The 12,575-nt window shown below is 58.7% G+C and carries 11 protein-coding genes and 4 pseudogenes; 11 read left to right on the forward strand and 4 right to left on the reverse strand.

Features of this window, described 5'->3' with window-relative positions:
- Window positions 1-138: 138 nt before the first annotated feature.
- Window positions 139-1,059, reverse strand: a pseudogene (locus tag J8I87_RS29775) (phospholipase D-like domain-containing protein); the annotation flags it as partial.
- Window positions 1,060-1,597: 538 nt separating this feature from the next.
- Complete coding sequence (locus J8I87_RS29780; RefSeq protein WP_209935743.1) at window positions 1,598-1,939, reverse strand: BON domain-containing protein; 342 nt, start codon at window positions 1,937-1,939, stop codon at window positions 1,598-1,600.
- A gap of 611 nt (window positions 1,940-2,550) precedes the next feature.
- Here J8I87_RS29780 and J8I87_RS29785 point away from each other — a divergent pair.
- Window positions 2,551-3,201: a hypothetical protein gene (locus J8I87_RS29785; protein ID WP_209935744.1), complete on the forward strand. Its 651-nt coding sequence runs from the start codon at window positions 2,551-2,553 to the stop codon at window positions 3,199-3,201.
- A 19-nt stretch (window positions 3,202-3,220) separates the two neighbouring features.
- Here J8I87_RS29785 and J8I87_RS29790 read toward each other — a convergent pair.
- Window positions 3,221-3,432 (reverse strand): annotated as a pseudogene (locus J8I87_RS29790) (KUP/HAK/KT family potassium transporter); the annotation flags it as partial.
- A 489-nt stretch (window positions 3,433-3,921) separates the two neighbouring features.
- Between J8I87_RS29790 and J8I87_RS45065 the strand changes: the two are divergent.
- Window positions 3,922-4,071: pseudogene (locus tag J8I87_RS45065) on the forward strand (IS6 family transposase); the annotation flags it as partial.
- 97 nt (window positions 4,072-4,168) lie between these two features.
- Here J8I87_RS45065 and J8I87_RS29800 read toward each other — a convergent pair.
- Window positions 4,169-4,732 carry a YSC84-related protein gene (locus J8I87_RS29800; protein WP_209935746.1) on the reverse strand — a complete coding sequence of 188 codons (564 nt, stop codon included), beginning with the start codon at window positions 4,730-4,732 and terminating at the stop codon, window positions 4,169-4,171.
- A 45-nt stretch (window positions 4,733-4,777) separates the two neighbouring features.
- Here J8I87_RS29800 and J8I87_RS29805 point away from each other — a divergent pair, with 45 nt between their 5' ends.
- The 9 genes and pseudogenes from J8I87_RS29805 to J8I87_RS29840 form a co-directional block, all read left to right on the forward strand.
- Complete coding sequence (locus J8I87_RS29805) at window positions 4,778-5,068, forward strand: hypothetical protein (protein ID WP_209935748.1); 291 nt, start codon at window positions 4,778-4,780, stop codon at window positions 5,066-5,068.
- An 11-nt stretch (window positions 5,069-5,079) separates the two neighbouring features.
- A complete protein-coding gene (locus J8I87_RS29810; RefSeq protein ID WP_209935749.1) occupies window positions 5,080-6,681 on the forward strand; it encodes an intermembrane transport protein PqiB in 1,602 nt (533 codons plus the stop codon).
- Window positions 6,682-7,258: 577 nt separating this feature from the next.
- Complete coding sequence (locus J8I87_RS29815; RefSeq protein ID WP_209935750.1) at window positions 7,259-7,777, forward strand: hypothetical protein; 519 nt, start codon at window positions 7,259-7,261, stop codon at window positions 7,775-7,777.
- Between the two features lie 683 nt (window positions 7,778-8,460).
- Window positions 8,461-8,790 (forward strand): hypothetical protein, encoded by a 330-nt coding sequence (locus J8I87_RS45070; RefSeq protein WP_245254254.1) that lies wholly within the window; start codon window positions 8,461-8,463, stop codon window positions 8,788-8,790.
- Window positions 8,787-9,116 carry a helix-turn-helix domain-containing protein gene (locus J8I87_RS45075; protein WP_245254255.1) on the forward strand — a complete coding sequence of 110 codons (330 nt, stop codon included), beginning with the start codon at window positions 8,787-8,789 and terminating at the stop codon, window positions 9,114-9,116. Before J8I87_RS45070 ends, J8I87_RS45075 begins: the two co-directional genes overlap by 4 nt.
- Before the next feature lie 153 nt (window positions 9,117-9,269).
- On the forward strand, window positions 9,270-9,566 hold the full coding sequence (locus J8I87_RS29825; RefSeq protein WP_209935751.1) for a hypothetical protein: 297 nt from the start codon (window positions 9,270-9,272) through the stop codon (window positions 9,564-9,566).
- A 687-nt stretch (window positions 9,567-10,253) separates the two neighbouring features.
- Window positions 10,254-10,595 carry a hypothetical protein gene (locus J8I87_RS29830; RefSeq protein ID WP_209935752.1) on the forward strand — a complete coding sequence of 114 codons (342 nt, stop codon included), beginning with the start codon at window positions 10,254-10,256 and terminating at the stop codon, window positions 10,593-10,595.
- A 352-nt stretch (window positions 10,596-10,947) separates the two neighbouring features.
- Window positions 10,948-11,517 carry a YSC84-related protein gene (locus J8I87_RS29835; RefSeq protein ID WP_209935754.1) on the forward strand — a complete coding sequence of 190 codons (570 nt, stop codon included), beginning with the start codon at window positions 10,948-10,950 and terminating at the stop codon, window positions 11,515-11,517.
- Between the two features lie 114 nt (window positions 11,518-11,631).
- Window positions 11,632-11,841: pseudogene (locus tag J8I87_RS29840) on the forward strand (AI-2E family transporter); the annotation flags it as partial.
- Between the last annotated feature and the right edge of the window lie 734 nt (window positions 11,842-12,575).

Here is a 12,575-nt window from a genome sequence, read left to right on the forward strand (position 1 = left end):
AGCTCCTCAGGCGTTCTTCCGGCCTTCACCAGCTCGACCATGTGGGCCCGGAATTCCACAGGGTATGGGGTACGATGTCTGCCCATTTCGACACCTCCTGATCAAAAGGATAGGTGTCCGTTTTCGCGGGTCAATCTCAAGGTGGCCTTGGGGGTCGCTCGGAGCGCGAGTGATCTTGGACGGATCGTCGTACAGAAGCGTGGCATTTCCCCACGAAAAGTCGGTGTGGCCCGTTTCCAGGACCGTGGTCAACCGCTGTCTGGCTTGCACAACGTAGGGAGAGTCATGTTCCGATCTGATGTATTCGTCCAGCTTCACGCGGTAGGCGGCTAACGCGGTCGGATCCGCCGGATGTCCCATCAGTTGTTCGATTGAGTAACTCGATCCAGAATTCCAGAACTCGTCGAAGGCGTCGGAGACCTTCCTGACAATCGGACCGTGCACCAGAACATCGAGGTCCCCAAACGTAACGACACTCGATGCACCAAAGTATTCATCGCCGATATTTCGACCACCAAGAATGGCGGCCTCGTTGTCCGCCATCAGTGCCTTGTTGTGCATGCGCCGATCGACCCGGGAAAATTCCAGCGCAGCAGCGACTGACTTGAAGTGGCGATTCGCGACCGGGTTGAATAACCACACCTTCACATTCGGGTGCGAGCTGAGCGTGAGCAGAGCCTGGTCATCTGCATTGGTGCCAAGGTCGTCAAGCAGGATACGAACGCGTACTCCGCGGTCAGTTGCTTTAAGCGCCGCTGCAGCCAGTTCACGGCCTGTCAGGTCGCCGTGCCAGATGTAGTACTGCAGATCAAGCGAGCGCTCGGCCGTTTCGGTGAGCACAATGCGGGCGACAATCGCGTCGGTGGGGTCCGGCAGCAGGTGAAACGCGCTGCTGCCTGGATGATTCTGCTCTTCGGGCGCCAGGAGGTTGCCGAGTCGTGTGGACTCCGTGTTTTGAAGGGCAAGAGTTCGTGGCCGGTTGCTCTGCGGCGGCAGGCTGGCGCACGCGGTCAACACACCGGCTAGAACGCATACGATGAGACGCTGAAGCCTTGTCATGTGCGCACCTCGCTGATGCATCCGACGGGAGATTCACTGAGCGACGTGACGGATTTGCGAAAAACGCCCCGCTTGTGCTCACAGCGGACCTTCTATCGACAGAGCCGGCCACCAGACGAAGCGGTGCCCTGCGTAGGGTTGGCCGTTTCAGACGCCCGGCCGATGTGCTCACGCGTGCTGCCGGTCCGATGCCAGGAAGTCCTGATATCGATTCGACGCAGCCGACACACCCTCTCGCGCTCAACACGCCGTCCGCCAGGGGCGACAAGAACACACAATACGTCCTGTCACCCGGGCCCACGTATCTCGTCGTGATGGCTCGTCATCCGCGCCTTGCACCACCAAAGGGTCGTCCTTGTGTTTGTCGGTGGCAACCACCGACGAGCGCGAAGTGCTAGCCCGTCAATACATCAATACATCAATACATCAATACAATGTCCGCCAGCTTCAAATACGGGACACTACCGGCAAGCCGGTGCATTCGGATCGCGCTTTGCATGCGCAAGCACGAAAGCCGGCGCGCCGAAATGAGGTCTATTTATTGCCCTACCTCCTTGACTGTCAGTGAATTTTTCACGGACGTAACGCCCTGTACACCCTTTGCAAGCTCGCCCGCCTTATCGATTTGCGCCGGGTCAGGAACCGATCCCTCAAGCACCACTGCACCGCCCTTTGCGATCACGTTGATTCCCGAAGTCTTGACACCGCCCTTCGAGAGCGTGTGACGCACGTTCTTGCTGAGCGTGCGATTGGCCTGCTTGGTGGCGTGCGGACTTTCGGTTGACGGCGTAACCGGTTCGCTGGTTTGCGACCAGGCATTGATGGAAATGGCAACGATCAACGTACCGCCGGCCAGGGTCAGTGGCTTGATTACATTCATTGCTCGCTCCGGTTGTAAACCGCCGCGATGTCTTCCGGCGGCCTGTTCTTCAATCCGATCGAAGTACGCCAGCCCACATGCCTGACGCCACTGTGTGGGCGACGCCCTCTGTCACTAGCATATGAAATCCGTTGCAGGCCGCGTATTGGACTTTGGACCCATAACCGCGCGGTGGAAGGCAGCAACGACCCTGCACGGGAGCGGAGTAAGTAAGACGCTAAAGCATCCACGCTGGTCGACAGCGGGGACGACCGTCAGCAAAATGAAATTTCGCGTCCGCCCCTTAAATAGGGAAATCCCAGGATCGCGCGTGGCCGGGGCCCCACCTCTGGGTTCGCGGTGCAGCTTGTCCATTTCCTTCTCGATCTGGAGGATCCGCAACCGAAAGGCGTGCTTCCATGCGCAACCCGATTTTGGTGTTGACTTGCGTCAATTCTCGTAATCATTCCGGCGCTACCCTTTGAGTCGACATAGCCGGCGCGCATGAAACGTATGTACAGATAGTGACGTGTCGATGAGTAGAGGCATTGACTGCCTTGTGAACGCGATAGCGCTTGCTACCTCAGCGTCACCTGTCAAACCGTCACCGAGTTGAAGAGGTCCAGTCCGCAATGAACCGGCTCGCTGCAGCACCCCCGCCTGCCGCACCACGGACAGCGGCGGTCGCCGGGCTCGCCTTTTCGTTGTTGATGCTCATCAGTCTCGTGATCATGCGCCTTGCGGTCCCGGATGTCGCTACAGAGCGGGTTCCCGTAGAGCACGGTGTTGGCCGTGCCGTCTCACTTGCCCTTCACCTCATACCCTTTGCGGGCGTGGCGTTCCTATGGCTACTCGGCGTGCTGCGGGACAGGATCGGCGCACTGGAAGACCGTTTCTTCGGAACAGTGTTGCTGGGGAGCGGACTACTTTTCGTGGCAAGCCTGTTCGCGTCGGCGGCTGTTGCCGGAGCGCTCGTGAGTTCATCCAGTGCGCGATCCGCTGTCCGGATCAGCAGCGAAGTCTACTTTTTCGCGCGGGAAGTGTCTTACGCGTTTATGAACATATTCGCCATCAAGATGGCGGGCGTCTTCATGGCGTCAGCCTGCGTCATTGCCCGGCGCACGGCAATTTTCCCGCGCTGGATTGCGTCCATCGGATATGCGTGCAGCCTGACGCTTCTGCTCGTCATCTGGGGCTGGTTGTGGATAGTGATGCTGTTTCCGCTATGGACGCTGATGGTCAGCATCTACTTTCTCGCCGCAAAGAAACTCGATGCGGGCTGAGGTGTTCGTCAAACGGCGCCACGTACTCGAGCGAGACGAGCACCGTCGGTGACCAGAGGATCAATGAAAGACTATGCCGACGATATTGAATGCGTTAAGCGGCAGCCCGTTACTTGAGTCGAACACAGTCGATAGCGTGTAAAGGGCGCTCGTGCCTATGTCGCCATAGACGACGCAGAGTGCAGCAATTGCGAGCGCCGGGGGTGGCCGGTGCGGGCGGGACACGCCCATGTAGTCGGCCTGGCGTGCTGCGGAATGTCCCATGTTTCCCTCCTGACGCCGGCCATGACAGCAGATCGTCGTTACGGATCAACTGCACAGTTATTCTGCAGCGAAGGCTGATATCCCTGCACTCGCTCAGTTAAAGCACGCTTTTGGATTGGCAATGACCCCGTCTGACGGAGCTGTGGTCCCGGTGCCGTCACTGGCTTTTCCAGCAACTTCCACTCGCGAAGGCCGTCGACGAGTACGACGCGCTGCCACCCCGGAAAATGTGCGGTTGATTCCGCAAAACTTCCTCTCCCAGCAAGGTATTTACGGTCCTTTCGTCGCGATTCGCGGTGACGTTACCGAGTTCAATTCACCTCTCTTTCGCGGCACCGGGTTTGATCGCAGCACTCGTTCGAAAGAAGCGCTTGTCCGCCTTGCGCCGCACCGCCTTGGCGCACCTGGCGAACTCAGCACCGAACTCGTCATACCAGCAACGGAATCGATGAAGCGATCAACCAGACGAAATTGCTTTATCACGGCCATCGCTTCCCTGCCGTCGTCATCAGTTGCGCGTTTCGCTGGTATTTCTGGTTCAGCCTGATCCTGCGCGACATCGAAGAGTTGTTGCTCGAATGCGGCGTCGTGGTCACATACGAAACGCCTACCCCGCCCGTCCACCAACCTGATACAGCCTCGTGCGCCTCTCTTTCGCACAAGTCTCGGACTTCCAACGGCGTACGTAAATACTTGGCGAAAATCAACGAGGCGTGTAAGAGAACTTCTGGCCGCCGACGCTTGCTTCGTACATCAGCCCACCCTTGGCCACTGTAAATATGGCCATGCCTTTTCGATAAGCACCCGTCGTTTTGGCGTCTTTCTTGCCACCACTCACGTTAGTCGACGTGCCCGTCGTGCCTGTCTTTGCGCCAGCCGCCGCAGTGATCGCGATCGCATTGGCATCTGCGCCGAATTCAAAGTTGCCATTGGTGAATTCCTTGAGGGCTTGTTCATCCTCGAACAGAATGAGTTCACTGTACACTTGGCCGCCTAGTTGCAAGCCCACGGTGACCTGAGTCATCGACGTATCGCCGATATATTTCCCTTTCTCATAGACGCGGCCCTTGCCATGGGCACCGCCTATACCGACCCCTCCCTTGCCAATCTTCGGAAACACAGCGTACCCATAGGCACTATGCAGAAGACTGCCGCTTTCTCCCGCGTTCCTGAACAGGTTGAGTGTGTCCGTATATTCGTCGGCCCGAGCAGCAGAAACAGGCAACATCAGCAGGATGGTGAGCATCAATATCAGACGTTTGAGCATGATATGTTCTCCATGGTGAGGCCTCCGGCCCTCAGGACTAGCGTAATGCACGAGTTCGGTATTCGCTATTGGACCAAAGTCCAATGGCTTTTGAAGGTGGCGTTGCCGGATACTGATGCTGTCGAGCGCATTCCCAGCCACCCCCTCGGCTGTCGCGAGCAAACGTTCGTGTCGTTGGGTACGTGTACGCCGCTACAGGCACCGGCGACGTCAAAGGGGAGACGCTCATGGCGTTTTTGTGAAATGAGCGACGAGACCTCTTCCGCTGATCTCGGGCATATGGCGCGGATCATGCCATTTGCAATGTCGTTCCGTCTGCGGCTGGTCGAAATGTGAGGGCAAGCGGAATGAGTCGCCCACCCGAGCTACCGAACGCCGTCACCGCGCCGCGCAAGCGCTGGCGCATCCAGTGGATCTGGCTCGTGCCCACTGTCGCGGTGCTGGTTGGCATTTGGCTCGCAGTGCAGGCGGTGCTGTCGCATGGCCCGACCATCACGATCAGCTTCAAGACGGGCGAGGGTCTCGAAGCGGGCAAGACCAAGATCAAATTCAAGGACGTCGACATCGGCGTCGTCAAGAAAGTCGCGCTGTCGAAAGACTACAAGCGCGTGATCGCCACGGCCGAACTCACGCGCGACGCAAGCAACATGCTCATCGACGACACGCGCTTCTGGGTTGTGAGGCCGCGCATCGCGGGCGGCACGGTCTCGGGCATCAGCACACTGCTGTCGGGCGCCTACATCGGTATGGACATCGGACACGCGAAAGCGGAGCGGCGCGATTATACCGGCCTGGAAGTCCCCCCGGTGATTGCGAGTGACGTGCCGGGCCGCAAGTTCGTGCTGAAGGCGGCGGACCTGGGCTCAGTCGCCGTCGGCACCCCGATCTACTTCAGGCGCCTGCAGGTCGGACAGGTCACGTCATTCGATCTCGACAAGGACGGCGGCGGCGTCACGCTGCACATCTTCATCAATGCGCCCTACGACCGCTATGTGAACGGTGACTCGCGTTTCTGGCAGGCGGGCGGCATCGATGTGACGCTCGGCACCGGAGGCGTGCAGATCAACACGCAGTCGGTGGTGTCGATACTCGTTGGCGGCCTTGCGTTCGAAACGCCCGCGGCATCGCTGAACCAGCCCGAGGCACAGGTAAATGCAATCTTCCCGCTGTTCAACACGCGTGACGACGCGATGAAGCTGCACGACCGGGTGGTCGAGACGTACGTACTCGTTTTCCCTGGCTCGGTGCGCGGACTGGTCGTGGGCGCGCCAGTCGATTTTCGCGGCATCACGGTCGGCGAGGTTTCGGCGATCTACACACGCTTTGATCCCGACACGAAGCAGATCAGCATTCCCGTCGAAATCAAGTTCTATCCCGAGCGCTTCACGTCACGTTATGCAGCGGCGCTAAAGGGCGGCCGCCTGAGCGACAACCCCCGGGCGATGGCCGATTTCCTCGTCGATCGTGGTCTGCGCGGTCAGCTCAAAACGGGCAGTCTGATTACGGGGCAACTGTATGTCGCACTCGAGTTCTTCCCGAATGCGCCGAAAGCGCACATCGACTGGAGCCGCACGCCGCCTGAGCTGCCCACCACGCCAAGCGGAATGCAATCGCTGCAGGAGGCGATGAACCGGATCATCGCGCGCATCGACAAGCTGCCGCTCGAACAGATCGGCAACAACGCACAACAGACGCTCGCCAATAGCGCGCTGCTCATGCGCAACCTCAATACGCAGGTGGTGCCGCAGGCGAAGAGCGCGTTGTCGGCGGCGCAAGCGACGCTCGACTCCGCGAACACAGCGTTGCAGCCGGACTCGGCATTGCAGCAGGACACCAGCGACGCAGTGCGCGAACTGGCCCGCACGGCCGCCTCGTTCCGGGCGCTGTCCGACTATCTGCAGCGGCATCCGGAAGCGCTGGTGCGCGGCAAAGCGGGGGACTCGAAGTAAGGCCGTCCATGGAATCCGTCACGCCGCCGCCCTGGTCCCGCTTGCCATCGCGGCGGGCTCACTGAGCGGCTGCAAGTTGCCGCGCACGAACTCCTACACGTTGAGCCCCGATGCATCGCTCCAGCAAAGCGGCGATGCGCTGGCGGGCACCGTCGTCCGGCGATGTTCCGTGATCAACCGGATGCAGCTCGCAGCGCTGCAGATCCTCGACGGTGATTGGTGTCAGGCGCGAGCCCGGGAAACCGGGAGAACTCGCGTACGATGCTCAGATAGCTGTCCTGCGTCTTGGGGAAGGCGCGCATGGGCGTGCGCAGGGGACTGATGTTTGCGTGTCAGGAGATCAGGGATTGGGCTCCCGCTGGAGAACGAGGCGGATTGCCTGATTCGCCAACACAAGCAACGGCATCATGGACCTCTCAATAGCCACTAGCGTCGGGCCGGAGCCTTCCCACATGGAGGTAGTCAGACGCGAACGACCGACTACAATGAATGGTTGCAAGCGAAGCTGAAAAAGCGGGCTATCCGGAAATAGCCGTCAGCAATGTAACGTTTCAATTCCTTCATTGGAGGCATGCCCATGACGTGCCTGAACGAAAGGATTCTCGTTGCGCTATTTTTTCTGCTCAGCGGTTATGCGTACGCAGACGGTTTTGTCATCGACTCGCGCGAAGCGATGACGGTTGCGAACATCGCGCCTTTGCCCATGGAGCTTGTTCCGCCCATTCCGGAACCGCAACGCTATTTGCAGCGATACGAAATGGAATCCCGGTCGAATCAGTTAGAGCCGTATTACGCGCAAATCAAGGACTTCTATAGCGCGCCGCTAACGCACGACTTGCAACCCGGCACCTGGAAAACCGCACCACCTCGGGACCTGGCGCCGCAACAGGCATCGAATCTTCTACACCTGGGTCCGTCGACGGCGCCCCAACTCTCCATCGTCCAGTTACCGAACACGACTCTAACGCTCGGTGCACAACCGCAGCGAAGGCTGTCATTGACAGTCAATGACTGGGTCTTTTCCGCCACGGCGCGTGTCGCGGTTCTCCATTCACACGATACGGGCGCGACCTTTTCCGCTCGGCACCGCTATTAATCTGGAAAGCCGCGGTTGACTCGATGCCATTCGACCGCTAACGCTGCGTCAATACAATGTGAATGTCGCCTGTCCTGGAGAGCTGTCATTTCCGGGTAGCTCCGTCGAGCGGCAGTTCAGGCTCAACCGGTTGCTGACGCTTCGGTCCATGACCATGCCGATTCCGACTCCAGCAACAACGCCAGGCACAACTCGTGTAATTCCCGCCACGTCCAGAGCTTCGCGAGCGACTGCGCTGTGCCCGAAGAACAGGACACGGCGATTACCTGCTAATGGCTCATATCGCCAGAAACGCTTTAGTGTTATTTCGGCCGGACCAGTTGTTACAATTTGCAAAAGCTGTAACACAATGGTACTGGGATGGAATAGAAGATATTAGAGATTGGTTGCGCGCTAATGTGGCGGACTCATGACGATTCGTATACAAATCCGTTCGCGCCTTGCTGTGTCTGCTTGAGAGCCCGATGGACGCCTCTTTCTGCGGCAGACCGTTTGTCCGGAAAATTGGAGAAAATTCACGGTTAGTGCAATATCCCTGCATCCGAAATCTTCCACCCGGCAATAATTACACTCATGGTGACAATTCCGCCATCTTTCCAGAAGATTCCGACAACCCTGGCCGTCGCCTTCGCCGTAAGCTAACCTTTCTGCATAGGGGAATAGATATTCATTTTGGAGATCTAATGACTCTATCGGTTACTCATTCGGCCGCGTCGCTCACCCACCAAACGATCGAAGATCTTAAGCCCCGAAAACGTATTGGCCTTGTCATCTCGCAGGACTGTTCGATGGCGATCGTGGGCGCCGTTGCAGATGCCTTTCGGCTCGCGAACGAACTGACGCAAGCGGACAGTCGATCATCGTGGTACGAGCTGTCCTTGTTGTCGTCAGGCGGCGGTACCGTCGACGTCTCCTTCAGTCTTTCGTTTGGCACGCAAAGGCTCGACCAGTACGAACTCACCGACTTTCATGCCCGACCAGGCAGAAAATATGCAAATCTGCGTGCTGGATGAGGAACAACTACAGCGGACCCATATCCGTTGCGAACGCCGCGCAATACGCGGCGATGAGCAAGCGCAATTACCAGCGGCGCTTTAAGGTCGAATTTGGCATCACGCCCCTCGAATATCTGCTGCGTACTCGATTCGAGGCGGTGTGCTCAATGCTCGAAGACACTGAGTTGCCGATCGACAAGATCGCACGGTGTTGCGGTATGGGAGATGGGAACAGACTTGGCCGGATTTTCAAAGCGCGCACTGGAATGTCGCCCACGCAGTACCGGGCGCGAAAGTACGCGGCAAAGCCGGAAGACGCCCTTACGCCGCCATTACGCCCGTGATGCATTCGACACATGGCATCTCCAATGGGTACGGCCATCTGGACTCGACGGATCGATGGCCCCTTTTGGAAGCTGCAGTGCTATAGCTAAAGGATCCATCGGAGCCATTGTTAACTGGCGGACTGCGAACTGCACTGGCTGGCAAAAAACACCATGAGCGCATACGTTCATGTCGCGCAGGAGCTCGCGCATATCGGGCGGATGATCTCGCAGCTGGAGCGCATGGCTCCGAAGGACCTGTGCGGGCCAACAACTTCAGTGATATCGCCGACTTACTGGCGTGCACGGATCGAGGAACTAGCGACGGGGCTGCCTCCAGTTTTCGAACCGCAAGTGCGTGCGCTGCTGGTGCGCCTGGACGCGCTCTCGGAATCGCGCAGAACCCACGATGCGCGGCATCAGGCGTCAGTGGAATTCACGCTAACCCGTCAGCGTGCCGCCCATGCTTGAACCACCGAGAATCTGATCGCGAAGAAAGCCCCGAACATGTGGTTCAACCTATATCGTCAGCGCTTTGAGAAGCTTTCGCAAGACCCGTGCGGGTGGAAGCCAATTTGCCTGGCAAAGCGGACACTTGATGCCATTGCACGACACAACGTTTGCAGAATGGTGGACCCCGCAAGGCAACAGCCGGACTTCATTTTGCGTTAGCCCGACGTATGCCCGTGCCTATAGAGATGACTGCCTCGCCGCACGGAACCCCACTGGCGCAATATTGCGGCGCGTGACATAAATCGCGCTGCGGTTTACTGATCTGGTCGCCAGGCGCGATTGTCCGGTTTGCTTGCCGGTTGATCTGTATCAACTCCTCGCCTATCGTACATTGCAGGTCGGTCGGCAATCGCCGCATTCAGAAAGACTGTGTGAACGGGGCCGACGAGCTCAATGCGTCCCTTGCTTCGCGTGTCGGCCATCGCGGAGCCGGAAATGATGCCCTGCCTGACTTGCGGTTCGGGACGACACATCCGTTATCAAGCCGGAATCCGAACCGTCGCAAGCAGGCTTCTGCAGAGTGCGGCGAATGCTGAATCGTGAGACCGCCACGCATGGAGTGAGCGCGCCAGCGAACCGACCCGACACGGTCGACTGACTTTGTCAACCGGCTTTCTTCGAGAGAAATTTCCAGAAGGAGTTAACGTGAAATACTTATCGAGTATAGCCATGGCTGCGGCCCTCTCCGCGTGCGCCGCGCAACCCCCGGCCGGGGTGCAGTCCGTGGGAACCAGCCAGCAGCAGCCGAATGCCGTCGGCCATTGTATTGCCCAAAAATGGGCTGACCGGTCGCAGCAGCAGGTCGTGTCGCAAACCACGCTGGCCAACAACATGGCGATGGACGTGTATGTCCCCGGCCAGCAGCCGCCCAATGGAGCGGCCGCCGTCGTACGTCCAAACTATCAGGGCTCGGGCACGTGGGTGGGATTCCGTGCCTCGGGCGGCGCCAGCAGCGATGCGACAGGCGACGTCAGCGCCTGCCTATGACATGTCGGGTTCTCGCGGTCCAGCGGCATGCCGGACGAGCGATTGACTTGCCACTATCCCGCGGGTGTCACAGCCAGTAGCCGTCGCAATTCCCGGGACGACGACCTGCGCGACGGTTACCGGGCTGCCATCGCGATTCGAACTCGCAGCAAGACGGGGAAGCATTTGCCCGCAACCATGATGTCATCACGTGTGTGCTGTTCATCAACACAGGATCACTCGAACACCGGGTTGTCCTTACGTCCGGCTTGAGAATCACCTATTCTCTACGTTGTTCATCGGATGCCGCGCTGCTTTTCTCCTTGCCCGATGGTGGACAGGAGATCAATAACCAACCCTGGTGGAGGGCACGATGCAAAGAAGAAGCTTTATCTGCGCAACAGCCGCATTGACGGTGGGAGGCATCACCCTTGCAGCATGTTCGACCAGCGGTGACACGACGGACATGGCGAAGCGCCAGTCCATCGACACAGGCGTCGACCAGACGCTCACCCGACTCTACTCGAGTGTGCAGGGTTCGCGTGAACTAGCCGACCGGGCTAAAGGTGTACTTGTTTTTCCCTCGATAATCGAGGCGGGTCTGATCGTCGGAGGACAGCACGGCGACGGTGCCTTACGCGTCAACGGCACGACAGTCGGCTACTACAGTACGACGTCAGCATCGTTTGGTCTTCTTGCGGGCGCACAGTCGAAGGCGCTCATCATGATGTTCATGACTGCGGATGCACTCGACAAGTTTCGCAACTCGAACGGATGGACCGCGGGTGTCGATGCATCGGTTACGGTCATGAAAACTGGCGCCAGCAAGGCGATCGATACCGCTTCGGCAACTGCACCCGTCACGGCGATGGTGCTTACGAACGCCGGCCTGATGGGCGACCTGTCGCTGCAAGGGACCAAGGTCTCACGCCTGAAGATATGAACTACCTATGCTGTGCTTCAGCGACCATTGTGTCAGGATCTGCGTAGTGCTTCCTGTTCGCTCGGGAAGTCCGTCAACCGGTGCCGGCACGCTTTCCAGCTATCGGGCGAGACACTGACAACGCCGACATCCGAACGAGCACTGTCGCGACAGTTGTTCGATGTACTGATCCGCGCCGGATTGATTGCGGCGCTGTCAGTGTTCTGCTTTCGGATCTTTGTCCCGTTCCTGGATCTGATGGTATGGGCGCTGATCCTCGCAATCACGCTTTATCCGGTGCAGGTCCGGTTGCGGAGCAGGTTTCCGAACCGCGTATGCCTGATCGTGGAAGAAGAAGCCGACGGGCTCGCTCTCGCTTACGATGCTTACCGTCAATCCGCTCCTGAGAGGCTTTCACAAACCGCGCGATGAACAGCGCTCTGTCCGTGATCGTCCCCCGACGGAATACGCAGACTGGCTGTCGTGCAGGTCCACCGATGAGGCGCATTCACTTCTGCAGCTTTATACTGCCGAGGCGATGCACGCCCAGCCATATCCGCTGCACCTCGCAATCGGGTGCCGACGCAGCCGGAAGACGATCAACCGCCGCTGCCTTGAAGCCGCCGCATTGCCATGACCAGCAATCTCCACACGGATGCGCGGACACGCGCAGCAATGGGTCACACGCGCCGTCACGGGCGAAGTGAGGATCAAGCTGCGCCGTGGCAACGACCAATCTGGTTTCTGTGCGAGTCCCAGTTCTTTCAGGACGAAGCATGCAATTAATGCACACGCTTGAAGTTCATTTTGTTGAGCACCTGCTTTATTGCGGCGGCTACGCGTACGATTCCTTTGTGAAGTCTCCTGGTCTGTCCTAGACTCGGACTGAGTAGGCTTTACCTGCGGCGTTCCTCTGGCGGCGGAAAGATCTCCGTTAGATCAATAAACCGTCATGGCCTGATCCCGGCGGAGTCGCTTCTGTAACACCGGGCACTGGCGAGGCTCCCGCATGCCGGCGGTGGGGAGGCCGGCCCCACTGATCATGGTCCCTGGCAAGTGTGGTCTGCCGCCCGGATACC

Source organism: Paraburkholderia sp. LEh10, assembly GCF_017814945.1.
Taxonomy (GTDB): domain Bacteria; phylum Pseudomonadota; class Gammaproteobacteria; order Burkholderiales; family Burkholderiaceae; genus Paraburkholderia.

What these genes read in the sequence shown, in the direction of transcription:
- J8I87_RS29780 (WP_209935743.1), bottom strand. Translation starts at nt 1,939, where the DNA reads ATGAATGTAATCAAGCCACTGACCCTGGCCGGCGGTACGTTGATCGTT.
- J8I87_RS29785 (WP_209935744.1), top strand. Translation starts at nt 2,551, where the DNA reads ATGAACCGGCTCGCTGCAGCACCCCCGCCTGCCGCACCACGGACAGCG.
- J8I87_RS29800 (WP_209935746.1), bottom strand. Translation starts at nt 4,732, where the DNA reads ATGCTCAAACGTCTGATATTGATGCTCACCATCCTGCTGATGTTGCCT.
- J8I87_RS29805 (WP_209935748.1), top strand. Translation starts at nt 4,778, where the DNA reads ATGCACGAGTTCGGTATTCGCTATTGGACCAAAGTCCAATGGCTTTTG.
- J8I87_RS29810 (WP_209935749.1), top strand. Translation starts at nt 5,080, where the DNA reads ATGAGTCGCCCACCCGAGCTACCGAACGCCGTCACCGCGCCGCGCAAG.
- J8I87_RS29815 (WP_209935750.1), top strand. Translation starts at nt 7,259, where the DNA reads ATGACGTGCCTGAACGAAAGGATTCTCGTTGCGCTATTTTTTCTGCTC.
- J8I87_RS45070 (WP_245254254.1), top strand. Translation starts at nt 8,461, where the DNA reads ATGACTCTATCGGTTACTCATTCGGCCGCGTCGCTCACCCACCAAACG.
- J8I87_RS45075 (WP_245254255.1), top strand. Translation starts at nt 8,787, where the DNA reads ATGAGGAACAACTACAGCGGACCCATATCCGTTGCGAACGCCGCGCAA.
- J8I87_RS29825 (WP_209935751.1), top strand. Translation starts at nt 9,270, where the DNA reads ATGAGCGCATACGTTCATGTCGCGCAGGAGCTCGCGCATATCGGGCGG.
- J8I87_RS29835 (WP_209935754.1), top strand. Translation starts at nt 10,948, where the DNA reads ATGCAAAGAAGAAGCTTTATCTGCGCAACAGCCGCATTGACGGTGGGA.